Genomic DNA, 24,767 nt, shown 5'->3' with positions numbered 1-24,767 from the left:
CGGCGTACGGTGCCCGGTCCGGGTCAGCGCTGCCAGACGCGGACGTAGTCGACCCGGAAGTCGGCCGGGAAGCGGGTGGCCGCGTCGGGGTCGCCCAGCCAGCCGCCGACCTGGAAGTTCAGCCGCAGGTTGAACGGCTTGTTGAACGCCTCGTCGAACCACGGGGTGGTGCTGCGGTCGCGCTGCCAGACCTGCCGGCCGTCGATGTACCAGCGGATCACCCCCGGCTCCCACTCCGTGGTGTACGTGTGGAAGCCGTCACCCGGGTAGCCGGTCGGGAAGTCCCACCGCTGGTCCTGCTTGACCGGTGTGTAGTCGTAGAAGATCGCCTGGGTGGCGGCCCCGTGCAGGGACGACCCGCCGGGCAGCTCCACCACGTCGATCTCGCCCTTGCCGCCGTCGTCAGGGCGCAGCCAGAACGCCGGCCAGAGGCCCTTGGAGTCGGTCGGCCCGTTGGGCGACTTGGCCCGCATCTCGAACCGGCCGTAGGTGAACGACGCCTTGCCGATGGTGTCCAGGTAACTCTGGGTGTACTGCCGGGTCTGCGAGCTGCACACCGCGGTCTCCCGCTGGGCGCGCAGGGTCAGCACCCCGTCGGCGACGAAGGTGTTGTCCGCGTCGTCGACGTTGCAGCCCTTGTCGATGTCGCGGCCCTCGTTGTCGCGCAGGTTCCACCGTTTCAGGTCGACGGTGGGCCCGGTGAACTCGTCGGACCAGACCAGCCGCCAGCCGGGCACGTCCGTGCCGGGGCGGACCGTCGGCGTGGGGCGGGGGCGGCCGTGGTCGGCGCGGGCGGGCCGACCGTCCGGGTCGGCGACGGCGCCACCGTACGCGTCGGCGTGGGCTTCGGGGCGGCGGTGGTCGGCGGGGCCGTGGTGGCCGGTGGCCGGGTCGGCGGCCGGCCGCCCCGCTGGTAGGTCACCACCAGGCTGGGCCGGATGGTGGCCTTCGTGTTCTCCCGGGACGCCCAGTAGATGCGGGTGTTCCAGTTCTCCTGGGTCAGGGCGAAGGTGACCTGGCCGTTGCCGCTGACCGCGCCGGAGACGTCCCACTCGTTGTAGCCCTGGGCGACCCGGTCGACGGTGGCCAGCGCCGGGCCGAGGACGGGCCGTTCGTGCCACGCGCCGGTACCGACCGCGGTGCCCTCGGCGGCGTGCGCCCGGACCCGGGAGGTGAACTGCTGCCAGGCGTACACCCGCAGGGACGCCTTGACCTTCACCGCGTCGGCGGGCAGGCCACGCACCTGGAATTCCAGGACGGCGTCGCGCTGGCCGACCCGGTTGCCGTCGCAGAGTTGCGGGCAGCTGGCCAGGGTGGTCTTGACCCCGTTGTCGCCGTCCTGCGGGACCTGGGTGGCCGTGGTGTCCGCGACGGCGGAGAGCACGATCGGCGGCACCTCGGCGGCGATCAGCGGCATCATCGTGGCCACGATGCCGCCGACTGCGGTGACGCTCAGGACACTGAGGACGACCGCCTTGCGTCGGCCGGTGATGGCCGGAAGGGCGCGGTGGATTCCGTGCCTGCTCAAGGAACTCTCCCCGGGTGGGCGACGATTACCGGCAGCAGCGTAACCACCACGGGCGGCTGTGGCAGGGGTGAAATCAAGGTGGCGACAGGACTTAACCAAAGAATAAGGCAGCCGGGGTTGCTTTTCGGCGGGCGAGCAAACGAATGCCGGCTTCCCGAGGTTACGCCTGATTGACCGGAAAGTCGGCGATGCGGTTCGCCGTCATCCTGGCCGCTCCTGACCGGCCGGGCAGGGTCGCGGGGAACGCCGGCCGGACCGGCCGGCCCGACGGGAGGGCGGGTCAGCGGCGGGCCGCCGCCAGCGCCGCGCGCATCGCCTCGACCGGTGCCGGCACCCCGGTGAACTGGGTGAACTGGCCGACGGCCTGGGCCAGCAGCAGATCCAGCCCGGAGAGCACCTGACGGCCGGCGGCCAGCGCCGAGGCGGCCAGCGGGGTCGGCCACGGGTCGTACAACGCGTCGAAGAACACCGTGGACGGTCCCCAGTCGACCCCGTCCGCCAACGGGTCGGCGACCCCCTTCGGCACGGTGGAGACGACCAGGTCGGCGCGCAGGTACGCGGCGGCGTCGGCCCAGGCCACGGGGACCAGGTCCACCCCGACGGCCGCCGCCACCGGCCGCAGCTGCGCCACCGCCGCCGGGCGGCGGGCCACCACGGTCACCGTGGTCACGCCGAGCCCACCGGCGGCGGCCAGGGCGGCCCGGGCGGTGCCCCCGGCGCCGAGCACCGTGACGGCGGCCCCGGCCGGCACCCCGGCCGAGGTCAGCACGGTCACCATGCCGGAGACGTCGGTGTTGTCGGCGTACCAGGAGCCGTCGGGACGCCGTACCAGCGTGTTGGCCGCGCCGACGGCGGTGGCGACCGGCGACGCCCGGTCGGCCACCGCGAGCGCGGCCTCCTTGCCCGGCATGGTCACCGACAACCCGGCCCACTCCGGTCCCAGGCCGGCGACCAGGGCCGGCAGCTCCTGCGCCCCGCACTCGATCCGGGTGTACGACCAGCCGTCGAGCCCGGCCGCGGCGTAACCGGCGTTGTGGATCACCGGGGAGAGGGAGTGCGCGATCGGCCGGCCGAGCACCGCAGCCCTCACCGGCAGTTCTCTCCGCTCAGCACGCCGTTGGTGCACATCTGGCGTTGCAGGTCACGGAAGTCGGCGTCGGTCGTCCCGTAGCCCATGGTGCCCTTCTTGTCGACGGTCATGAAATAGACCCAGGTGCCGTTGGGCGGGCTCATCGCCCCCTTGAGGGCGTCCTCGCCGGGGTTGCTGATCGGGGTGATGGTCAGCCCGTCCGCGCCGTGCGTCCGGTACGGGTTCTTCGGGTCGTTCAGCTCGGACTGCTTGAGGATGTCGGAATCCTTCGGGTTCTTGCCCTGCAACCGCAGCCAGTAGTTGATCGCGCTGTCGATCTCCAGACACTTGCAGTGGTAGCGGTCGGTGTAGACCCGGTTGTAGATCACCCGGGCCACCTTCGGCATGTCCACGTGGTTGACCGACTCGGCCTGCGCGATCGACGCCGTGATCAACGCCTCGTACGGGGAGATGCCCCGGTCGGCCTCGACCGTCTCGACGAACTTCATCTCCCCGGTCACGTCGAGGAACTTGTCCACCATCAGCGACAGGATCTGCGGGGCGGTCGCCTTCGGCGGCAGCTCGTAGGTGGCCGGGTAGAGGAAGCCCTCCAGGCTCCGTGGCCCCTTCTTGCCGTCCTTGCGGTTGAACCAGAACTCCGGCACGCCCAACTTGACCGGGTCCTTCGCGGCGGCCTTGAACTCGGCGACCGGGATCTTGGTCTCCTTGGCCAGCAGGTCGTAGATCGCCAGGGTGATCATGCCCTCGGGGATGGTGATCCCGTTGACCACCCGGCTCTTCGGATCCAGCAACAGGGCGAGCGCGTCGGAGGCGCGCATCTCCTTCTTGACCTTGTACCGGCCGACCTGGATGTTCTTGCTGAGCGCGTTGTCGTCGGCCGCCTCGACGAAGGCCTTGGTGCTCTTGACCACACCGGCGTCATAGAGGGAGTTGCCGATGTCGGTGGCCGTGTCGCCCTGCTTGACGTCGACCAGCGCCTCACCGGTGCCCGGGCCGTCGAAGTCCGGCGTGATGAAGTGGTTACGGATCCGGTCGAAGCCGTAGAAGGCCCCGCCCCCGATGCCACCCAGCAGCACCAGGGCCATGAACAGAGCGAAGATCGTCTTCAGGTGCCCGCCGCCCGACTTGCCGCCACCCGACGCGCCGTTGCGTCGGCTGACGAAGCCACGCCGGTGCCGGCCCTTCTCCCCCCTCTCCTGCTCGTCGAACCCGAGGTCCAGATCGTCGATCATTCCGTCCGCCTCCGCTGCGCTTCCAGCCAGCTCTGCAGGATCTCGACCGCGGCGGCCTGATCCACCACCGCACGTTGGCGCTTTCCCCGGACGCCACGCTCGGCAAGCCTACGAGACGCGACGACGGTTGACATCCTCTCGTCGGTGAGCGTCACCGGAACCGGCGCTATCACCTCGGTCAACCGGCGCACGTACGCCAACACGTGCTGGGCCGCCGGCCCCTGCCGGCCCGCCAGATTGACCGGCAGCCCGACGACGACCTCGACGGCCTCGTGCTCGGCCACCAGCTGCGCGAGCTGCGCAAGGTCACCGGGCACCGCGTCCGGGCCGGTGGTCAGATCCCGGGCCAGAGTGACCAGCGGAGTGGCCAGGATCCCGTGCGGATCGGAGCGGGCCACCCCCACCCGGACCTGCCCGACGTCGACACCCAACCGGACCCCCCGGGACAACTCACTCACCGTCGGTCACCCTCCCCGGTGACGAGCCAGGGCGGACCAGCTCTGGTCCGCCCTGGCTCGTGCGCTGATCCGTCACGCGTCGGCGATCGCCTTCTCGACCGTGAGCAGCAGCTTCGGCGCCTCGGCGGCGGGCAGGCCACCACCCTGCGCGACGTCCTGGCTGCCGCCACCCCGACCGGAGAAGGCCGCCTTCACCAGGTCGTTCGCCGCCAGACCACGGCCACGGGCCGCCGCGTTCACGGCCACCACCAGGGACGCCTTGCCGTTCGATCGGGCCGCCACCGCCACCACCGCCGGCCGCGCCGGATCGATCTTGCCGCGGATCTCCTGGGCCAGGGTCCGCACGTCGTTACCGGCCGCGCCCTCCGGCGCCTCGGTGCCGACGTACGCCACCCCGCCGACGTCCTTCGCCTGCCCGGCCAGCGCCGCCGCCCCGCCCAGCACCAGCTGGGCGCGGAGCTTCTCCAGCTCCTTCTCGGCGTCACGCAGCTGCGTCACGGTCTGCTCGACCCGGTCGGCGACCTGCTCACCGGGCACCCGGAACAACTCGGCGAGGCGGGACACCAGCAGGTGCTCACGGGCCAGGAAACCGAACGCGTCCATCCCGACCAGCGCCTCGATCCGGCGCACGCCCGAACCCACCGACGCCTCGGAGAGGATCTTCACCAGGCCGAGCTGGGCCGAACGGGCCACGTGGGTGCCGCCGCACAGCTCCCGGGCGTAGTCGCCGACCTCGACGACCCGGACCCGCTCGCCGTACTTCTCGCCGAACAGCGCCATCGCGCCGATCCGCCGCGCCTCCTCCTGGGTGGTGATGAAGGCGTTGACCTCCAGATCCGCCAACAGCACCTCGTTGACCTGCTGCTCCACGTCGTGCAGCACGCTCGGCGACACCCCGGTCGGGGTGTTGAAGTCGAACCGCAGCCGCCCCGGGGCGTTCAGCGAGCCCGCCTGGGTCGCCGACTCGCCGAGGAAGTTGCGCATCGTCTGGTGCACCAGGTGGGTGGCGGTGTGCGACCGCGAGATCGCCCGCCGCCGGGTCACGTCGATCTCCGCGTAGCCGGTCTCGCCGGCCCGCACCTCACCCCGGACCACCTTCGCCCGGTGCACGATCAGACCCGGCACCGGCTGCTGCACGTCGAAGACCTCGACCTGACCGGCACCGACCGTGATCAGCCCCTGGTCGGGCTGCTGACCGCCACCCTCGGCATAGAACGGGGTGGTGTCGAGCACCAGCTCGACGGTGTCACCCTCGACCGCCGCGCCGACAGTGACGCCACCGCTGAGCAGCGCCCGCACCCGGGACTCCCGGCTCAGCTCGCTGTAGCCGGTGAACTCCACCGCACCACCGTCGTCACGCACCGACCGGTATGCCGACACGTCGGTGTGCCCGGTCTTGCGGGCCTGCGCGTCGGCCTTGGCCCGGTTGCGCTGGTCGGCCATCAACCGGCGGAAACCCTCCGCATCGACCTGGAGGCCCTGCTCGGCGGCGATCTCCAACGTCAGGTCGATCGGGAAACCGTACGTGTCGTGCAGCTGGAACGCCTGCTCACCCGACAGGGCCGGCTTGCCCGCCGACCGGGTCTGCGCGATCGCCGTGTCCAGGATCGTCGTCCCCGCCCGCAACGTCGACAGGAACGCGTCCTCCTCCGCGTACGCGTACTGCGAGATCCGGTCGAACTCGGCCGCCAGCTCCGGGTACGACGGGGACATGCAGTCCCGGGCCACCGGCAGCAGCTCCGGCAACGCCCGCTCCTGCCAGCCCAGCAGGCGCACCGCCCGGATCGCCCGCCGCATGATCCGGCGCAGCACGTAGCCGCGCCCCTCGTTGCTCGGGGTCACCCCGTCACCGATCAGCATCAACGCGGTCCGCACGTGGTCGGCGACCACCCTCAGCCGTACGTCGTCCGGGTGCGACTCGCTCGCCACGTGACCCGAGTGCGCGCCGTACCGCTTGCCGGTCAGCTCCGCCGCCCGGTCCAGGATCGGCCGCACCTCGTCGATCTCGTAGAGGTTGTCGACGCCCTGCAGGATCGAGGCCATCCGCTCCAGGCCCATGCCGGTGTCGATGTTCTGCGCCGGCAGGTCACCCAGGATCGGGAAGTCCTCCTTCCCGCTGCCCGGACCCCGCTCGTACTGCATGAAGACCAGGTTCCAGAACTCCATGTAGCGGTCCTCGTCGACCGCCGGGCCGCCCTCGCGGCCGTACTCCGGACCCCGGTCGTAGAACAGCTCCGAGCACGGGCCGCACGGCCCCGGAATGCCCATCGACCAGAAGTTGTCCGCCTTGCCCCGGCGCACGATCCGCTCGGCCGGCACCCCCACCGACCGCCAGATCTCGAACGCCTCGTCGTCGTCGAGGTAGACCGTCGGCCAGACCCGCTCCCCGTCCAGCCCGTAACCGCCCTCGGCGACCGGCTTGGTGACCAGGTCCCAGGCCAGCGGGATCGCCCCGGACTTGAAGTAGTCACCGAAGGAGAAGTTGCCGTTCATCTGGAAGAACGTGCCGTGCCGGCTGGTCTTGCCGACCTCGTCGATGTCCGGCGTACGCAGACACTTCTGCACACTCACCGCCCGCCGGTACGCCGGGGTCTGCTGCCCCAGGAAGTACGGAACGAACTGCACCATGCCGGCGTTGACGAACAGCAGGTTCGGATCACTGATGGCGGGCAGCGGAGCGGACGGCACCACGGTGTGCCCGTTCGCCTCGAAATGGGCGAGGTACCGCCGCTTGATCTCCGCCGTCTTCATCGCTGGTGCTCCTCCGGAAAGATCTCTCGGTCACCGATACGCGGGTCCTCCCGCAGCTCGGCGAACTGGTCGTCGAACGCCTCACCCCGGGCGAACGCCTCGTGGATCTCCTGCTCGCGCTCGGCCATCCCGATCCGTACGTCCTCCACGAAGCTACGCAGCGACTCGACCAGACCGCCAGCGGATTCGGACAGCCCACTGGCGATCCCCGCCGGGGTGTACGCCTGCGCGGTCCGGGTGGCCTTGCGGACCACCACCACGCCCACGGCCAGCCCGATGCCGAGCCAGAAAAGTCGCCTCATGTCTCATTCCTCCTGTGCGACGCCGGCCGGGTCAGCTGTTGCCGCGCCGGGCGGCCCGACGCTGCTGCTTGATGGTGTCGCGCACCTCACGCTCGGTCTCCGCGGTACGCCGCGCCGAGGCGGCCCGGCGGACGCCGTACCCGAACGCCGCCACCTTCACCAGCGGGTTCGCCGCGGCGGCGGAGACGACGGTGGCCAGGTTCGCCACGTTGGCGGTGACGTTCTGCGCGTGGTTGGTCATCGTGTCGACCTTGGCGAGTTGCAGGTTCACCCCGTCGAGGGAGGTCTGCACCTGCTCCAGGGCGACGTTGACGTTCTTGACCGTGGTGTTCACGTCCCCCAGCAACGGGGCGGTCTGCTCGTTGAGGTCGTTGATCATCCGGGTCGTCGCGTCCACGGTGTGCCGCAGCCGCAGGATCGGTACCGCCAGCACGAGCACCAGCATCAGGAACGCGCCGGCCGCGATCAGCGCAGCGATCTGTCCACCATCCACGCATGTCCTCCTCAAGCAGGGTTCCGGGGCCCGACGCCCCGGAACACGCGACCCGGGTCGCGGCGTGACCCGCACCGGGTCGATCGGGAGCAGGCGGGCCTGCCAGCCCCAGACCCTACCGTCCGTGATGGAAGCCGGCTCAGGATGGTGAAGGTGTCGGGCTGCCGAGCGGATCGTCGGTGATCGTCGGGAACGGGTCCTCACCGGTCAGTGACGGGTCGGTGCTCGGCTGTGGCCGGGTCCGCTCGTCGTCGATCGCGTTGCGGATCTTCACCGACACCAACGAGCCGGTGCACTCCCCCGCCGCGGGCGGGACCGGGGTGGCCGGCGGTACCGCCGGGTCACCGCTGGCCTGCGGTGCCGCACAGGTCGGCTCCCGCACCCACAGGTCGAGGGTCAACTCGTCGCGCCGCCAGCAGGTGTAGCTGCCCTTGGCCGGCTGTTCCGGGCACCGGGTCACCTTCCACGGCCGCCAGCCCTGCGCGCGCAGGGCCTGTTCGTAGACCTGGGTGGTCTCCTGCGGCGCGCGGTCGGACTCCACGGTGCGCTCCCGCAGCCGGCAGTCCTGCAGGCACCAGCGGCTGCCACTGACGTTGTCCACCGTCTCCACCGTCGCCCAACCCGGCACGCCCAACTCGTCGAGGGTGCCGAAGACCGGGTCCCGGCTCAAGGTCCGCATCCCGAAGAAGGCCGGGAGCGCCCCGAGGAGCAACGCGCTGGCCAGCACCAGGATTCCCAGCCGCAGGCGACGCCGGTGCCCGGTCCGGCGACGCGGTTCGCCACCGGTGTCGTCGGCGCCGTCGGGCTCGTCCTGCGTGGGCGAACGCAACGGCGCCCCGGCCGACCCGTCCGGATCAGACCGGGCCCCCTGCGGTGGCGTCACCCGGGCCACCCCGGGGCCGTCGACCCGACCGGAGGACGGGCCGGCCGGAGCACCTGCCGGCTCCGTCCGATCGGGGGGGCGCACCGGAGGTGCTGCCCGGCCCACGGCGTCCTGCGGGCCGGCGACCGGTCGTCCGCCCGGCGCGGTGGCCCGGGCGACAGCCGCCGCCGCGACGGCCCCACCCGTACCGGCGGGTCGGGCAGCGGACCGTGGCCCGGCGGGCCGGCCGCCGTCCGCGCCAGCCGCCCGATGCGGATCGTCGGTGATGGCGGGCGGTCGGGCGACGCCGGTGACCGGGCCGGTGGCGGGATCGTCCGGGCGGGCGGTGCCGGTGGCCGACCCCTCCGCACGGGCGGTGCCCCGCGACGACGTGCCGGGACGGGGTGCGACCTGGTCGGACGCGCCGGGCTTGGCCGCCCTCGGGTCAGGCTGCGCCGCCCTCGGGTCGGACGCGCCCGGTCGGGTCGTCCTCGGGTCGGACGCGCCCGGTCGGCGTGCGCCCGGTTCGGGTGCCCCCGGCTGCGGGGCCGGCGGGGCGGGGGCGTCCGGACGTGGCCCGCCCCCGGCGCGTACCTCGTTGCGGGGCGCGGCGGCAGCGTTCGGACCCGGTGCGCCGAAGCGGGGAGCGCCGGAGGTCGGTGCCGTCGCGGCACCGTCCGGACCGGCGTCGCGGGACGGTCGGGCCACCGGCGGCGGGCCTGCCGGGCGCGACCCGCCCGGGACCGGCGCGGTGCCGGGCACCGGGGCCGAGCCGCCGACCCGGGGGCCACCGGACACCGGACCGGGACCGGCGGGGCGCGCAGCCCCCGCAACCGGCGGGGTGCCAGGAACCGGTACGGAAGCGGTACCACCGGCCCGGGGGCCGCCGGACCCGGGATCGGAGCCACCGGGACGCGGACCCCGAGCCGGGTCGGGCCCGGGGCGGGCTGCACGGACCGGACCGGGGTCATCGCCCACCGGCCCGGGACCGGCCGGCCGCTCGGGCGGGACCGGCCGTGCCGTCCCCCGAGCCGGCCCAGCCTGCTCCGGCCGATGCGGGTCACCGTGCTCCGGCCGGCGTGGGCCAGCCTGCTCCGGCCGATGCGGGTCACCGTGCTCCGGCCGGCGTGGGCCAGCCTGCTCCGGCCGGTGCGGGTCACCCGGTCGCCCCCGACCAGCCGGGTCGGCCGGACCAACGCCGCCCGGCGGGGTCGGCCGACCACCCGGTGGGGTCGATCGGTTGAGCACCCGCAGGGCGGGGTCGGTGTGTGAGGTGCGACCGGCCTGCCGCAGCCAGTCCGCCGGCCGATCCGGCCGGTCGCCACGGGGCCGCTCGTCCTGGGCGGGACCGGTCGGGACCGGTCGACCAGCCGCCGTACCCTCGTCCGGCCGACTCCGCCGGCCGCGCGACTCGTCGAGGGGCGGGCGACCCTGGGGATCGGACTCGTTCCCGGTCCGGACATGCCACTGCCCTGACGGCTCCTCACCGTCCGGGCGGTTCCGCCGCCCCCGGGCCCGTCGCCGTCCGACCCGGGACGGTGGGCCGCCGGCCCGCCGTCCGGACCGGACCGTCGGCCCGGTGGGGGGCGATGTCGGTGGGCGGGCGGCGACGCCCGTTGTCGTCGTGGGCAGCCGGACCGGACCGGCCGGTGCCGGGAACGGACGGCGACGACGGAACATCGGGTGGGGTCGGCGCGGCCCCGGGTAGCGGTGGCGCGTTGCCGGTCAGCGGCACCACCGGTTGGTCCGGTTCGGCGGCACGACGACGGCCTGCCCGCTCGCCGGCCGGCCGGCCACCGGGATCGCGCACTGGGGTGGGCGGCGCCTCGGCGCGGCGGACCCCCCGGCCCTCTCGGGCGGAGGGTTACCGCCCGGCGGGGCCGTCGGGGCGGTACGGGGGCCGCCGGCAGTCGGGTCCGGTAGTACTCCGGCGCCGGTCGGGGCACCCACCCCGGCGCGGGGTGTGCCCGCCGGCTGCGCCGCAGCGGGCGCGGGACCACCGGGCCCGGGGCCGGGCCGGTTCGCCGGTTCGACCGGACCGGGACGTCGCTCTCTCGGCCGGTCGTCCGGCACGGCCCGGCGACCCCGCAGGGAAGGACCATCCGCTGCTGCCGCCCCCGACCGGTCGTCGGGTACCGCCCGACGGCCCAGGGGTGGCCCGGCGGGTGTCGGGGCACCGTGCGAAGGCCCGGCAGGCGTCGGGGCACCGGGACCGACCCATCCGACAGGTGGTGCCTGACCGGGTGGCACCGGCCGGCCGGGAGCGGCGCCGGGGACCGTCGCCCGGCCGGGGGCCGGGACCGCAGCCCGGCCCGGACCGGAACCACCGGCGGTGGCGTCCGGGTGGGATGCCTGTCCGGGCCGCTGCGGGCCGGGGTGATCGGCGGACGCCTGGCCCGGCCAGGGCCCGGCACCCGGACGCGGATGCTGCCCGGAGGGTGCGGACCAGCCCGGCCCGCGCACCGGTGGGGCAGCCTGGGTAGCGGGGTGTGCCGGCCCCGGTGGAGGTCCGTCGGGGCGGGCGGGACGGGGCGAATCGGTGCCGGCTGACGCCGACCCGGGCCGGGCGGGGCCGACCGGCGGCAGCGGGGACGGCCCACCCGGCTGCGGCGGGCGGGGGCCACCGGATGTCGGCGTCTCCCGCCGCGGACCCGGTGAACCGGCCGGCGGACCTGTCGGAGGTCCGGACTCCGGTCGGGCGCCCGGCTGCTGCTGCGGCCGAGGCTCCGGCGGGGCCGGCTGCGGCCGGAGAGCCGGCGGCGCCTGCTGCGGCCGGGGGTCCGGCTGCGGTGGGCGGACGCCGGCCGAGGGGGGCCCGTCGGGACGGGACACCGGCTGACCGACGCGCGGCGCGACCGGCCCCCCCGGGGCGTCCTGCGGGGCGACCGGTCCCCGTCCGGCAACCGGCGGCACCGGGCGGACCGGCGGCACGGGACCACCGTCCGGGCCGAGTTCGGTGCGCTGCTGTTTCGCCGTACGCAGGTCGTCGATCCAACCGAACTCTTCGCCGGCCGGCTCGGGCGGGGTGTCGTCGCCGCCCCGCCCCCGACCCCACCGACGTCCCTTGGCGCGAGGTTCACGCCGCTCGTCGGGACCGTCCTGCGGTTGCTCCCCACCTCGCGATGTCACTGCTGAACCTCCCCGGCGTCGCCGCCGTCCTCATCCGCCCCACCGGCGTGTCCCGGGCCCGACGGGTGACGGCCGTTGACCACCGGCACCGGCCCGTCGGGTCGTGACACCGGGGTGGACAGCCCCCGGACGATCCGGCGCAGCAGGGGCAGCCGGGCGGCCACCGACCGCTCGGCACCGTGCCCGCTGGGCCGGTAGTAGTCGGTCCCGACGAGGTCGTCGGGAGCGTACTGCTGGGTGACCACTCCGCGTTGGTCGTCGTGCGGGTAGCGGTAGCCCGTGCCGTGCCCGAGCCCCCGGGCGCCGGAGTAGTGCGCGTCGCGCAGCCCACGCGGCACCGCGCCGCCCCGACCGGCCCGTACGTCGGCCATCGCCGCGCCGAGGGCCGTGGTGGCCGAGTTGGACTTCGGCGCGGTCGCCAGGTGGATGACCGCCTGGGCGAGGTTGAGCTGGGCCTCGGGCAGGCCGACGTACTCCACCGCGTGCGCGGCGGCGGTGGCCACCGACAGGGCGGACGGGTCGGCCAGGCCGACGTCCTCGCTGGCGAAGATGACCATGCGGCGGGCGATGAACCGGGCGTCCTCCCCGGCGACCAGCATCCGGGCCAGCCAGTGCAACGCGGCGTCGACGTCCGAGCCGCGCATGCTCTTGATGAAGGCGCTGGTGACGTCGTAGTGCGCGTCGCCGTCGCGGTCGTAACGCACGGCCGCCACGTCCACCGCCTGTTCGGTGGTGGCCAGGTCGATCCGGTCGACGTCGAGCGCGGTCGCCGAGGCCGCCGCCGCCTCCAGCGCGGTGAGCGCCTTGCGGACGTCACCGCCGGCCAGGCGCACCAGGTGGTCCTCGGCGTCGGTGGCCAGGGTCAGCGCGCCGGCGAGGCCGCGCGGGTCGGTCACCGCGCGCCGTAGCAGCGCCCGCACGGCCGCGTCGTCCAGCGGCTGGAGGGTGAGCAGCACGCACCGGGACAGCAGCGGCGAGATGACGGAGAAGTACGGATTCTCGGTGGTCGCCGCGAGCAGGGTGACCGTACGGTCCTCGACGGCGGCGAGCAGCGAATCCTGTTGGGTCTTGCTGAACCGGTGCACCTCGTCGATGAAGAGCACGGTCTGCGGGCCGCCGGAGCGGCGCTGCCGACGGGCGGCCTCGATGACGGCCCGGACATCCTTGACCCCGGCGGTCAGCGCCGACATCGCCACGAAGCGACGGTCGGTGGCCCGGGCCACCAGGTGGGCGATGGTGGTCTTGCCGCTGCCCGGCGGGCCCCAGAGGATGACCGACAGCGCCGCGCCGCCGCCGACGAGCTGACGCAGCGGGGCGCCGGGCGCGAGGAGGTGTTCCTGCCCGACCAGCTCGTCGATGCTCGCGGGCCGCATCCGCACCGGAAGGGGGGCGTCCTGCCCCACCGAGGCGAAGTCGTCGACGCCGACGGTGCCCGCGGGGGCGCTGGGCGCCGCGGCGGGTGCACCGAGGGAGAAGAGGGCGTCGGAATCCATCAGGAAGACAGTACCGGGCGGGGCCGACGACGCCGGAATCGCGCCGTCGGCCCCGCCCGTTCTGATCCGATGCGGTCAGGTGCGGTCAGCCGCGACCCGGCCGACGGCCCCGGTACCACCGGCCGCCGCCACCGCCGCGCGGGCCGCTGCCGACGCCGGCCAGGTAGAGCGAGAGCAGCAGCAGGCCGATCAGGACCAGGGTGTTCCAGTTGAACAGGTCGGGGGCGCCGAAGTTGGTGTTGAGCAGGTCCAGCAGGAGCGCGAAGCCGAAGACGACGGCCGCGAGGATGGCGAGCATGTGTATGTCCTCCGGTAGGGGGTCCCAGTAGGTCGGCCCCGATGTACCCAATCGGTCGACTCGTCAATCTCCACCGTGGAGATCGTCGTCGCCGGGGCGTCTCGACCGGCCGGGTTCTAGGCTGCTGGCATGATCGACACCGACCGGGAACTTGCCGGCCGGGCGGCAGTCCTCGCCGCCACCGACAACCATCCGTACGTACGGCACGCGTTGCGGCGCGACGACCGGCCCCGCGGCTGGGTCCGCGACGGCGCGGTGGCCTGGGTGCTCCCGGCGGCGGAGAACGACCGGGCGGGTGGTGTGGTCGGTCCGGTCGACGCGGCGGTGGAGCTGGTCGCGGCGCTGGTCACCGACGGGTTCGTGCGCCCGGGGCAGTACCTGCAGCTGCCCCGGGCCGACCGGAGGCTGCTGGTCGACCGGTTCGGCGCGACCCGGGTCGACGACTGGGATTTCCTCTGGACCACCGCCGCCCCGCCACGGCAACCCGGGCAGGAGCGGGTGGTCCGCCTCGGCCCGGCGGACCACCCGGCACTGTCCGCGCTGATCGACGACGCCTTCCCCACCTCCTCGTCGCGCCCCGAGGACCCGACAGTCGTCGACTGGTACGGCAGGTGGGAGGCCAAGCGACTGGTCGCCTGTGGGGCGGACCGTAGTCGCGGCGACATCGGCTTCCTCGCCGGGCTGACCGTGGCCCGCGACCGACGGGGGCGGGGGCTGGGCGCGGCGCTGACCGTCGGGATGACCCGGGCCCTGCTCACCCGGTACGACCAGGTCGGGCTCGGCGTCTACGCCGACAACCTCGCCGCACTGCGGCTCTACCGCCGGCTCGGCTTCACCGGCACCCTACGGCGCAGCTCGGTGTGGCTCGGCTGAGGCCGCCGACCCGGCCGACTGGGCGCCCCGGTGGTCGGCCCCGGCGGGCACAGCCGGAAGTCCGGCCCCGGCGGGCACAGCGGGAAGTCCGGCCCCGGCGGGCACAGCCGGAAGTCCGGCCCCGGCCGGTGTGGCCGGAACGTTCCCGGGTCCGGCTTCGAGCGGGACGTTCCCCGGCTCGGCTTCGACCGGGACATCGCCGGGTGGGGCTGCGGCCGGGGCGGCCCGCCGGCCGGCCCACCAGGCGGGCAGGTAGAGCGGGGCGGCCACCGCCAGCGCGACCGCGCCGACCACCATCGCCGGGCCGACCCCGTTACGGTCGGCCAGCGCGGTGAGCAGCACCGCGCCGAGGGCGAACCCCGGTTGCCCCATCATCGAGTTGAGCGAGATGACGCTGGTCCGGTAGGGCCCGTCGACCTGCCGGTGCAGCAGCCCCAGGTGCAGCGGGTTGGATGCGCCGTGCACCGCGTAGCAGGCCAGGTAGGCGACCAGCACCCCGACCGGCCCGGCGAACAGCCCCATACCGAGCACGGTGACACCCTGGAGGATGCGCAGCAGCCCGGCGGCGGGGGCGGCACCGAGCCAGCGCAGCAGCAGCGGGGTGGCCGCCGCACCGGCCGCCGAGACCAGCCAGGCCGCCGAGTTGGCCGGGCCGAGCAGTGCCGCCGCCCGCTCGGGGTCGCCGACCACGTCGGCGAGCCGGATCGGCAGCAGCGACTCGAAGGTGACCATGCCGAAACCCCAGAACAGCTCCACCGAGACCAGGGCGAGCAGCACCCGGGAGCGGCGCAACAGGCCGACGGCCCGACCCACCATCCGGGGTGCCGCCACGACCGAGGCACGCAGCGTGCCGGGGCCCCGGGCCGGGCCGGTCTCGACCAGCAGGATCAGCAGGACGACCAGGGCGACGGCCTGGAGGGCGGCGGCGACCAGCACCGGCACCGTCAGGGCGCTCACCGGCCCGACCGGGCCGAGCGCGATGAGACCGCCGCTGAGCAGCGCACCGCCGGCGATGGTGACGCCCGCGACGGTGCCGGCGAAGCCGAGGCCGGGCTCGTAGTCGGCGTCCCGGTCGGCGGCGAGCGTGGACTCGACGTACCAGGAGTCGAGCGGGCCGCTGTCGAGCGCCCGGTAGACCCCCTGTAGGGCCCAGACCAGGAAGAACAGGGCGAACGAGTCCGCCACCGCGAACAGCCCGAGCGACAGCAGGCTCACCGACCAGGCGGTGACCAGGACCACCCGGCTGCCGAGCGCGTCGGCCAGGCCACCGGTCGGCAGCTCCAGCACCAGCACGACCAGGCCCTGGGCGGTGGCGACCAGACCGATCTGGGACAGCGACAGGCCGCGTTCCTGCATCAGCAGGATCAGCACCGGAATGGTCAGGCCGGTGGGCAGCCACCGCAGGCCGTAGAGGGTGAGATAACGGAACCGGACCTGGCGTACGGTCAGCGCGGCCATCACTGCTGCTCGATCATCGGGAACGCGGCCACGAAGACGTGCACCCGCTCGGCGTCCGGCTGCGCCGGGTCCGCCTCGGTGCGGTAGCGCTCCAGCACCTGCCACAGCTCGTCCTCCAGGGCCTGGAGCCGGTCGGCGGGGAGGCTGAGGAAGGCGTCGCTCATCCCGAACGCGTCCCGCCAGGCCGGTGACCAGTCCTGCTGGACGGCGAACCAGCGTTCGGCCCGCTCAGCCAGGAGGCGCACCTGGTCGCCCTGGATCCACTCGATCGCGGCCCGGGCGTCGGGGTCGTCGTCGAAGTCGCTCGGCTCCCAGTCGGTCACCTCGTGCGCGGCCCGCCACCAGCGCTGCCGCCCGGCGCTGCGGTCCGGGTCCTCGACCACCAGCCCCACGTCGGCGAGCTGGCGCAGGTGGTAGCTGGTGGCGCCGGTGTTGGTGGCGAGCAGGCCGGCGAGGGTGGTGGCGGTGGCCGGTCCCTGCACCCGCAGCGCGCCGAGCAGCCGCAGCCGCAGCGGGTGGGCCAGGACGCGGACCTGCCGGTGGTCGATCCGGACGGAGCTGGTCGCGGGTCGCCCGCCGGTGTCGTCGTTCTCCATGCATGCACAATAACTGTGCACAGAATCTATGCACAATATTTGTGCATAGATTCTGTGCAAGATCTCCTGTGGGGCCCGACACGGCCGACCCGACGGTCTCCCGTCAGTCGGCGAGCAACTCGGTCGCGCCGCGCAGCCGGGTCCGCAGCAGGGTGACGGCGCGGGACGAGTCCAGCCGCACGTCGGTGGGGCGCCGCAGCCCGGCCGCCGTGGTCGTGGCGGTCGTCATCCCGGCCGGATCGATCCCGTGCCGACGGGCCACCAGCAGTCCCAGCCCGGCCCGGCTGACCGGCTCCGGGCCGGCCACGTTGAGCGGGCCGGCGACTGTCGAGTCGGCCAGTTCCAGCACCGCGTCGGCCAGGTCGCCGACGTCGACCGGGCAGCGCAACTCGTCGGTGAACAGGGTGGCCCGACCCGCCAACGCATCCCGGCAGAGCTGTATCTGCTTGCTGCCCTCCCCCAGGATCAGCGAGGTCCGCACCAGCACCGCTCCCGGGTCGACCACCCGTACGGCGGTCTCCGCCGCCGCCTTCGCCGCACCGTAGGGATGCACCGGGGTCGGCACGTCGTCGTCGAGATAGGGGGTCGGACGGCCGGCGTGCAGCGCGTCACTGGACAGGTGCACCAACCGCGCCCCGACCTCGGCCGCCGCATACGCGACGTGCGCCGCCCCGTCGGCGGTGACCGTCCAGTCGTCGGTGCGGTACGCGGTCGCGACGACGACGTCCGGGCGTACCTCGGCGACCAGCCGGCGCACCGCCTCCCGATCGGTCACGTCGAGCCGACGCGCCGCCACCCCGGGCACCCCGACCGCACCCGACCAGCACGTCCCCACCACCGACCACCCGGCAGCAACCCCCCGCCGACACACCTCACCCCCGAGAAACCCACTACCCCCCACCACCAACGCCCGCATCCCACCACTCCCCTTACAGCGATCAAGAGGTTCACGTCACCTCACGGCGTGATGATGACGTAAACCTCTTGATCAACGATCCGGGGTAGGGCGGCCGGGCGGGCCGGCCGGGGTGGGGTGGGGTGGGAGTTAGGCCGGGTCGGCTACCGGGGCGGCGGGGCCGGCGGTGCCGGGGGACGCGGCCGGGGGCTTGGGCTTGGCGTCGATGCCGGCCTCGGTGCGCTGCTGGGTGGTGATCGGGGTCGGGGCGCCGGTCAGCGGGTCGAAGCCGCCCCGGGTCTTGGGGAAGGCGATCACCTCGCGGATCGAGTCGGCCCCGGCCAGCAGCATGCAGACCCGGTCCCAGCCGAACGCGATGCCGCCGTGCGGCGGGGCGCCGTACTTGAACGCCTCCAGCAGGAAGCCGAACTTGTCCTGCGCCTCGGCGGGGGTGATGCCGAGCAGGTCGAAGACCCGCTGCTGCACGTCGCCCCGGTGGATACGGATCGAGCCGCCGCCGATCTCGTTGCCGTTGCAGACGATGTCGTACGCGTAGGCCAGGGCCCGGTCCGGGGCCTCCTCGAACCGGCCGACCCAGTCGGCGTTCGGCGAGGTGAACGGGTGGTGCACGGCCGTCCAGCCGCCCTCGTCCGTGCGCTCGAACATCGGCGCGTCGACCACCCAGCAGAACGCCCAGGCGCTCTCGTCGATCAGCTTGGCCCGCTTGGCGATCTCGATCCGGGCCGCGCCGAGCAGTTCCTGCGCCTCCCGGGTGTTCGTGCCGGCGGCGAAGAAGACCGCGTCGCCCGGCTTGGCCCCGACCGCGTCGGCCAGGCCACCCAGGTGCTCGGCGGAGAGGTTCTTGGCCACCGGCCCACGCGCCTCGCCGGTCTCGGCGTCCAGCACCACGTACGCCAGGCCGCGCGCGCCACGCGCCTTGGCCCAGTCCTGCCAGCCGTCCAGCTCCTTGCGGGTCTGCGCCGCACCGCCGGGCATGACCACCGCGCCGACGTAGCCGCCCGCGTCGATCGCACCGGCGAACACCCGGAACTCGGTGCCGCGCAGGTACTCGGTCAGCTCGGTCAGCTCCAGGCCGTAACGCAGGTCGGGCTTGTCGGAGCCGTACCGGGCCATCGCGTCGTGCCAGGTGATCCGGGGGATCGGCCGGGAGATCTCGTGCCCGGCCAGGTCCTTCCAGAGTGCCGCGACGATCGCCTCGCCGAGGTCGATCACGTCGTCCTCGGTGACGAAGGACATCTCGATGTCGAGCTGGGTGAACTCCGGCTGCCGGTCGGCGCGGAAGTCCTCGTCGCGGTAGCAGCGGGCGATCTGGTAGTACCGCTCCATGCCGCCGACCATGAGCAGCTGCTTGAACAGCTGCGGCGACTGCGGCAGCGCGTACCAGCTGCCGGGCTGGAGCCGGACCGGGACCAGGAAGTCGCGGGCGCCCTCGGGGGTGGACCGGGTCAGCGTCGGGGTCTCGATCTCCAGGAAGTCCCGCTCGTGCAGCACGGTGCGGGCGAGCTGGTTGGCCCGGGAGCGCAGCCGCATCGCGTTGGCCGGGCCACTGCGGCGCAGGTCCAGGTAGCGGTAGCGCAGCCGGATGTCGTCGCCCGCCTCGACCTGGTCGTCGACCGGCAGCGGCAGCGGCGCGGCCTCGGAGAGCACCTCCAGCGCGCTGGCGGTCACCTCGATCTCACCGGTGGGCAGCTCCGGGTTCTCGTTGCCCTCGGGGCGGCGGGTCACCTCGCCGGTGACCTTGACGCAGAACTCGTTGCGCAGCGCGTGCGCGTCCTCTTCGCGGAACACCACCTGGACCACGCCGGAGCCGTCGCGCAGGTCGACGAAGATGACACCGCCGTGGTCGCGCCGGCGGGCCACCCACCCGGCGAGCGTCACCGTGGTGCCGGCGTCCGTCGCGCGCAGGCTGCCGGCGTCATGGGTACGGATCACGACTTGCGTCTCCTCATCTGCGGTACGGCTGTTCCCCCGCATTGTGTCAGCCGCCCGGTCCGCCCGGTTGCGGGGTGAGCAAGGCCGGCCCGCCCACCGGACGCGCGGAACGGGCCGCCGGTGTTCCCGACGGCCCGTTCACGCAAGGTGGATCAGCGGATCCGGTGGTGCATCAGAGGATGCGGCAGATCGGTCAGATGATGCTGACGCCGTAGACGCTCAGCGGCTCGGTGACCGGCTGGAAGTAGGTGGTGCCACCGCGGGTGCAGTTGCCGCTGCCGCCGGAGGTGAGGCCGACCGCGCTGCTGCCGCTGAACAGCGAACCGCCGCTGTCGCCCGGCTCGGCGCAGACGTTGGTCCGGATCAGGCCGGAGACCGAGCCCTCGGCGTAGTTCACGGTGGCGTTGATGGCGCTCACCGAGCCGCTCTTGAGGCCGGTGGTGCTGCCGGAGCGCTGCACGCTCTGGCCGACGTACGCGTTGGCGGCACCGGTGACGTCCCGGAAGCTGCCGTTGTAGAGGGAGACGTTGCCGGTCGCGTTGGCGGCGTTGCTGTGCCGGACGATGCCGTAGTCGTTGCCCGGGAAGCTGGTGCCGGTACGGGTACCGAGCACGCTGGTCTGGCCGGAGTTCGAGTACCAGGTCGAGCCGATGTTGGTGCAGTGCCCGGCGGTCAGGAAGAAGGTCTGACCGGCGCTGTTGCGGACGTTGAAGCCGAGCGAGCAGCGACCGCCGCCGGTGTAGATGGCCTGGCCGCCGGAGATCTTGGTGCTGAGCACGCCGGTCTCGGCCTCGACCCGGACGGTGCCACCGGTGCGCGCGGCGGCGGCCTTGACCCGCTCCAGCTTGGCGCCGGTGACGGTGCTGTCGACCGACACGACGACCTGGTTGGTGGCGGTGTCGGTCCACCACGCGGTGCCGGGGATCTTGGCCGACCGCTCCAGCTCGGCGGTGGCGGAGCGGAGCTGGGCCGCGCCCCGGGTGACCAGCTTCGGGACGGCACCGGCGGCGCGGACCTGCTTGGCGGCGGCGGTGTCGGTGACGGTGACGACCATCTTGCCGGCGGCGTCGGCGTAGGTGCCGGCGGCGCGGTCACCGAGACGCTCGGCCAGGCTGGCGGCGGCGTCGGGGGATGCGGGTGAGGCGGGGGCCGCCTGGGCGGGGGCACCCATGAGCGCGCCGGTGACCAGGGTGCCGGCCATGGCGACGGCGGCGGCGTGTCGGAGTGAGGACCTCGTGGGTCGCATGCAACAACCTCCGGAAGGGGGTGACGGGCGGCGTCATGAAGACGCGCCCGGGGACAACCGGCCGACCTGGGGAAACCGGCCGAGAGACTGAAGTATTCACATATTTAAGATCGTTATCAAGACATGCGTTTGCCCGGATTCACCCCACCAGCGGTTATGACGGTCAGGCAACATCGTGGACACATCCATGTCAGACCCTCCGCCAACCTGCCCCGCCCCCACAGCGGGCCGGGCCCGAAGCGGCCACCGCCGACAGCCCGAAGCGGCCCCGCCGGGGGTCCGACGCCGCGGTCCCGACCCGGCGTTGAGTGGTTCGCAGGCGGCCCGGTTGCGCGCCGCACCCGGTCCCGCAGGCACCGCAGCCGATCCCGTGGACGCACCGACCGGAGCCGACCCGCCCCCCGCACCGTCCGACGAGACCGGTGGCACCGGGGCGGTCCGGCCACAGCCGGGACGGCACGACACGACCGGGCCGCCGACCAGGACGTCCCGTGCCGGCAGGCCCGATGGCGGCGAGAACGGCAACACTCGGCACCCGTCACCGGGAGTCATCATCAGTCGACCCCGCCGCCTGACGGTCGTCCCCTTTGCTCTGCCGCCCTCACCGCGACAGTTACCTCAGGTAGCCATGCATGTGAAGACAAGCGAATCACACGCCGCAAGGAAGGGCAGCTCAGGTCGGTGGTGCTCCTAGGGCAGCAGAGCAAAGCGCGGAAGGGTAGGAGCACGAGGGAGGAGCCGTTGTCACGGCGCGTCACACCCGCCGACCTGTCACCGAAAGTCACCGACTTCGAGGGACGGACGGGGCAACCGGGTGACGCATGACGTCGGCACGACCCCGGGCGAAGCGGCGGGGGCCGGAAGAGCCGTCCCCACCCGCGCGGCACACCCGACGCGCCCGCCGCAGGGGGTGGCGACGTGGTTGCAGCACACCCCCGTGCCTGCGGGCAGGCACGGGGGTGGTGAAACGCCGGAGGGGACGGTCAGGTCAGGCGCGGGCGGCCAGCTTGGCGGCGCGCGCGTCGCGCTTCTCCTCGAACCGGGACGCGGCCTGCTCCAGGCCGTCCAGGTGGGCGGCGATCCGGTCGCGGGCGGCCTCGCCCTCGGCGTCCAGACCGACGACGTTGAACACGTCCCACTGGCGCAGCACCGGGGCCACCACGTCGTCGCGGTGCTGACGCAGGTCGTAGATGCCGGCGAGGGCGATCGTCACCGACTTGCGGGCGAACCCCTCGATACCCACCCCGGGCATCTGGAAGTCTGCCAGCACCTCGTCGATGGCTCGCATGGTCTGGTTCGGGTCCACCTCGAGGGCCGCGCCGAGCAGATTGCGATAAAAGATCATGTGCAGGTTCTCGTCGGCCGCGACGCGACCCAGCAACGCCTCGCAGACCGGGTCACCGGTGATCCGGCCGGTGTTGCGGTGCGAGATGCGGGTCGCCAGCTCCTGGAACGACACGTACGCCAGCGAGCGCAGCATCGACGTGTCGTGCGAGTTGCTGTAGCCGGCGGTCATGTGCACCATCCGGGCCCGCTCCAGGGCCACCGGGTCGACCGCCCGGGACACCGTGAGGTAGTCCCGGATGGCGGTACCGTGCCGACCCTCCTCGGCGGTCCACCGACCCACCCACGTCCCCCACGCCCCGTCCGGACCGAACAGGGTGGCGATCTGATGGTGGTACGACGGCAGGTTGTCCTCGGTGAGCAGGTTGACGATCAACGCCGTCCGGGCCACCTCGGGCAGGGTAGAGTCCCCCTCCGACCACGCCTCGCCGCCGAGCGGGCCGTCGAAGGTCCGCCCTTCGCTCCACGGCACGTACTCGTGCGGAAACCACTCCTTGGCCACCGAGAGGTGACGGTCGAGGTTCTTGGCGACCACGGGTTCGAGTTCGTGCAGCAGCGCGGTCTGGCTCAGCTCGGTCACAGGGCCCCTCCCTACGGTGGCGTAACTTACGCCACCGTAGGTCCCCGTCGGCGTACGCGCCAGTAACTGAGACTCAGCCGACCAGCGGCTTCAGGTCCGCGTGGGGCGGCGTCCACTCGGCCGGCACGGCGTTCACCTGCTCGCCCGAACGGATGTCCTTGACCTGGTCACCCTCGGCACCCCGGAACCACACGTACGGGATACCACGCCGCTCGGCGTAGCGGATCTGCTTGCCGAACTTCGCCGCGTTCGGCGACACCTCGGTCGGGATCCCCCGCGACCGCAGCACCGCGGCGACCGCGTTGCTGCCCGCCCGCTCCTCCTCGGCACCGACCGCGACCAGCACACAGGTCGGCACGCTGCGCGAGACCGACAGCGCCCCGGCGCCGAAGAGCAGACCGAGCAGCCGGGTCACCCCGATCGAGATGCCGACCCCCGGGTACGACACGGCACCGGCGCTGGCCAGGTTGTCGTACCGGCCACCGGAGCAGATCGAACCGAACCGCTCGTAGCCGAGCAGCTGGGTCTCGTAGACGGTGCCCGTGTAGTAGTCCAGGCCCCGGGCGATGCGCAGGTCGGCGACGCAGAGCCCCGGCGCGTGCGCGGCGGCGGTCTCCACCACCGCGACCAGCTCGGCGATGCCCTCGTCGAGCAGCGGGTCGCTCACCCCGAGGGCGCGCACCGCGTCGGCGAAGGAGGCATCCGGGGCGGAGATCCCGGCCAGCGCCAGGCACGCCTTCGCCTGGGCCGCGCTCGCCCCCGCCGTCTCGGCCAGCAGGTCGGCCACCTTGTCCGGGCCGATCTTGTCGAGCTTGTCGACCGCGCGCAGCGCCGCCTCCGGATCGGTCAGCCCGATGCCCCGGTAGAACCCCTCACAGATCTTGCGGTTGTTCACCTGGATCAGCACCGGCGGGATCGGCAGCGACCGCAGCGCGTCCCCGATCACCAGCGGCATCTCCGCCTCGAAGTGCGCCGGCAGGGTGTCCCGGTCGACGATGTCGATGTCGGCCTGGAGGAACTCCCGGTAGCGCCCCTCCTGCGGGCGCTCACCCCGCCACACCTTCTGGATCTGGTAGCGGCGGAACGGGAACTGGAGCTTGCCGGCGTTCTCCAGCACGTACCGGGCGAACGGCACGGTCAGGTCGAAGTGCAGGCCGAGCGCATCGTCACCGGCCGGACCATCCGCGTCGGCCTGCAACCGGCGCAGCAGGTAGACCTCCTTCGAGGTCTCCCCCTTACGCAGCAACTGGTCCAGTGGCTCCACCGACCGGGTCTCCAGCGGCGCGAACCCGTACAGCTCGAAGGTGTGCCGGATCCGGTCGAGGACGAACTGCTCGATCATCCGCTGCGACGTGGTCCACTCCGGGAAGCCGGACAGGGGCGTGGGCTTGCTCATGGCGTACTCCTTGCGGGTCCGCGCCGGGCGCGGTGAGAGCGAAAGGTCCGCGCGCGGCGCGGAGGAGAAGCTAGAGGCCGCGGGTGGGCGCGGCCGGACGTGCGCCACCGGGGCCCGCCACGTCGACCAGGTACGGGTTGCGCACCCGCTCGCGGCCGATGGTGGTCCTCGGGCCGTGGCCGGGCAGCACGACCGTGTCGTCGGCCAACGGGAGGACCTTCTCCCGCAGGCTGGCCAGCATCCGGGGCATGCTGCCGCCGGGCAGGTCGGTGCGACCGATCGAGCCGGCGAAGAGCACGTCACCGGAGAGGCAGAGCTGGTCGGCCTCCCAGGGCGAGCCGGTGCCGGGCAGCCGGAACAGCACCGACCCGCCGGTATGGCCCGGCGCGTGGTCGACGGTGATCTCCAGGCCGGCCAGCGCCAACGTCGCACCGTCGGTCAGCTCCGCGACGTCGTCCGGCTCGGTGTACGGCAGCCGGCCGCCGAACAGCGCGGTGAGGTCCATCGACAGCGCCTTGGTCGGGTCGGCCAGCAGCTCCCGGTCCTCCGGGTGGACGTACGCCGGGATGCCGCGCGCGCCGCAGACCGGGGCGACGGAGAAGGTGTGGTCGAGATGGCCGTGGGTGAGCAGCACGGCGGCCGGGTGCAGGCGGTGCTCGGCGAGCACGGCGTCGAGCCGGTCGAGCACCCCGATACCGGGGTCGACCACCACGCACTGCTCCCCCGGCGCGGTCGCCACCACGTAGCAGTTGGTGCCGAAGGCGTCCGCGGGAAAGCCGGCCACGAGCAC

General features: G+C 73.4%; 21 protein-coding genes. 2 read left to right on the top strand and 19 right to left on the bottom strand.

The genetic code is table 11. The features are described 5' to 3' along the window. Positions 1-23 precede the first annotated feature (23 nt). The 9 genes from J7462_RS31010 to J7462_RS30970 form a co-directional block, all read right to left on the bottom strand. The gene (locus J7462_RS31010; protein WP_219469676.1) at positions 24-737 is read right to left on the bottom strand and encodes a family 16 glycosylhydrolase; all 714 of its coding nucleotides are present in this window, start codon (positions 735-737) and stop codon (positions 24-26) included. After that, positions 680-1,528, bottom strand: a complete 849-nt coding sequence (locus tag J7462_RS31005) for a hypothetical protein (RefSeq protein ID WP_219469673.1) — start codon at positions 1,526-1,528, stop codon at positions 680-682. Before J7462_RS31005 ends, J7462_RS31010 begins: the two co-directional genes overlap by 58 nt. 280 nt (positions 1,529-1,808) lie before the next feature. After that, positions 1,809-2,618, bottom strand: a complete 810-nt coding sequence (locus J7462_RS31000; protein WP_219469670.1) for a shikimate dehydrogenase — start codon at positions 2,616-2,618, stop codon at positions 1,809-1,811. Further along, the gene (mltG, locus tag J7462_RS30995) at positions 2,615-3,850 is read right to left on the bottom strand and encodes an endolytic transglycosylase MltG (RefSeq protein ID WP_219469668.1); all 1,236 of its coding nucleotides are present in this window, start codon (positions 3,848-3,850) and stop codon (positions 2,615-2,617) included. Before mltG ends, J7462_RS31000 begins: the two co-directional genes overlap by 4 nt. Beyond that, positions 3,847-4,308 (bottom strand): Holliday junction resolvase RuvX, encoded by a 462-nt coding sequence (ruvX, locus tag J7462_RS30990; RefSeq protein WP_208569476.1) that lies wholly within the window; start codon positions 4,306-4,308, stop codon positions 3,847-3,849. The genes mltG and ruvX overlap by 4 nt, the downstream gene beginning before the upstream one ends. A 72-nt stretch (positions 4,309-4,380) precedes the next feature. After that, positions 4,381-7,059, bottom strand: a complete 2,679-nt coding sequence (gene alaS, locus J7462_RS30985) for an alanine--tRNA ligase (protein ID WP_219469665.1) — start codon at positions 7,057-7,059, stop codon at positions 4,381-4,383. Next, entirely contained in the window at positions 7,056-7,361 is a 306-nt protein-coding gene (locus J7462_RS30980) for a hypothetical protein (RefSeq protein ID WP_208569474.1), read from the bottom strand. Before J7462_RS30980 ends, alaS begins: the two co-directional genes overlap by 4 nt. 31 nt (positions 7,362-7,392) lie before the next feature. Continuing rightward, positions 7,393-7,854 (bottom strand): DUF948 domain-containing protein, encoded by a 462-nt coding sequence (locus tag J7462_RS30975; protein WP_219469662.1) that lies wholly within the window; start codon positions 7,852-7,854, stop codon positions 7,393-7,395. Positions 7,855-7,993: 139 nt separating this feature from the next. Further along, positions 7,994-8,683, bottom strand: a complete 690-nt coding sequence (locus J7462_RS30970) for a hypothetical protein (protein ID WP_219470871.1) — start codon at positions 8,681-8,683, stop codon at positions 7,994-7,996. 1,086 nt (positions 8,684-9,769) lie between these two features. Between J7462_RS30970 and J7462_RS30965 the strand changes: the two genes are divergently transcribed. Next, positions 9,770-9,988 carry a hypothetical protein gene (locus tag J7462_RS30965; RefSeq protein WP_219469660.1) on the top strand — a complete coding sequence of 73 codons (219 nt, stop codon included), beginning with the start codon at positions 9,770-9,772 and terminating at the stop codon, positions 9,986-9,988. A gap of 1,853 nt (positions 9,989-11,841) precedes the next feature. On the opposite strand, the gene J7462_RS30960 is transcribed toward J7462_RS30965, so the two are convergent. After that, entirely contained in the window at positions 11,842-13,338 is a 1,497-nt protein-coding gene (locus J7462_RS30960; RefSeq protein ID WP_219469657.1) for a replication-associated recombination protein A, read from the bottom strand. 85 nt (positions 13,339-13,423) lie between these two features. Further along, positions 13,424-13,636, bottom strand: a complete 213-nt coding sequence (locus J7462_RS30955; RefSeq protein ID WP_067307861.1) for a hypothetical protein — start codon at positions 13,634-13,636, stop codon at positions 13,424-13,426. A 129-nt stretch (positions 13,637-13,765) separates the two neighbouring features. Here J7462_RS30955 and J7462_RS30950 point away from each other — a divergent pair, with 129 nt between their 5' ends. After that, positions 13,766-14,509: a GNAT family N-acetyltransferase gene (locus J7462_RS30950; protein WP_219469653.1), complete on the top strand. Its 744-nt coding sequence runs from the start codon at positions 13,766-13,768 to the stop codon at positions 14,507-14,509. On the opposite strand, the gene J7462_RS30945 is transcribed toward J7462_RS30950, so the two are convergent. The 8 genes from J7462_RS30945 to J7462_RS30910 form a co-directional block, all read right to left on the bottom strand. Further along, positions 14,480-15,967 (bottom strand): MFS transporter, encoded by a 1,488-nt coding sequence (locus J7462_RS30945; protein ID WP_219469650.1) that lies wholly within the window; start codon positions 15,965-15,967, stop codon positions 14,480-14,482. The two genes, J7462_RS30950 and J7462_RS30945, sit on opposite strands and share 30 nt — an antisense overlap. Continuing rightward, entirely contained in the window at positions 15,967-16,563 is a 597-nt protein-coding gene (locus tag J7462_RS30940; RefSeq protein ID WP_219469647.1) for a helix-turn-helix transcriptional regulator, read from the bottom strand. The genes J7462_RS30945 and J7462_RS30940 overlap by 1 nt, the downstream gene beginning before the upstream one ends. Positions 16,564-16,666: 103 nt before the next feature. Continuing rightward, positions 16,667-17,479 carry a sugar nucleotide-binding protein gene (locus J7462_RS30935; RefSeq protein WP_219469646.1) on the bottom strand — a complete coding sequence of 271 codons (813 nt, stop codon included), beginning with the start codon at positions 17,477-17,479 and terminating at the stop codon, positions 16,667-16,669. A gap of 129 nt (positions 17,480-17,608) precedes the next feature. After that, the gene (gene aspS, locus J7462_RS30930; RefSeq protein ID WP_219469641.1) at positions 17,609-19,411 is read right to left on the bottom strand and encodes an aspartate--tRNA ligase; all 1,803 of its coding nucleotides are present in this window, start codon (positions 19,409-19,411) and stop codon (positions 17,609-17,611) included. 193 nt (positions 19,412-19,604) lie between these two features. After that, positions 19,605-20,657 (bottom strand): S1 family peptidase, encoded by a 1,053-nt coding sequence (locus J7462_RS30925; protein ID WP_219469638.1) that lies wholly within the window; start codon positions 20,655-20,657, stop codon positions 19,605-19,607. A gap of 988 nt (positions 20,658-21,645) precedes the next feature. After that, positions 21,646-22,581, bottom strand: coding sequence for an acyl-ACP desaturase (locus J7462_RS30920; RefSeq protein WP_208569464.1), 936 nt, complete (start codon positions 22,579-22,581; stop codon positions 21,646-21,648). A gap of 73 nt (positions 22,582-22,654) precedes the next feature. Next, on the bottom strand, positions 22,655-23,977 hold the full coding sequence (gene hisS, locus J7462_RS30915) for a histidine--tRNA ligase (protein WP_219469635.1): 1,323 nt from the start codon (positions 23,975-23,977) through the stop codon (positions 22,655-22,657). A gap of 70 nt (positions 23,978-24,047) precedes the next feature. Continuing rightward, positions 24,048-24,767: an MBL fold metallo-hydrolase gene (locus tag J7462_RS30910; protein ID WP_208569462.1), complete on the bottom strand. Its 720-nt coding sequence runs from the start codon at positions 24,765-24,767 to the stop codon at positions 24,048-24,050.

The sequence above is a fragment of the Micromonospora sp. RL09-050-HVF-A genome, from assembly GCF_019374995.1.
Lineage (GTDB): Bacteria > Actinomycetota > Actinomycetes > Mycobacteriales > Micromonosporaceae > Micromonospora > Micromonospora antibiotica.
The sequence above is the reverse complement of the archived record's forward strand: the minus strand, read 5'-3'. Positions and strand labels throughout refer to the sequence as shown.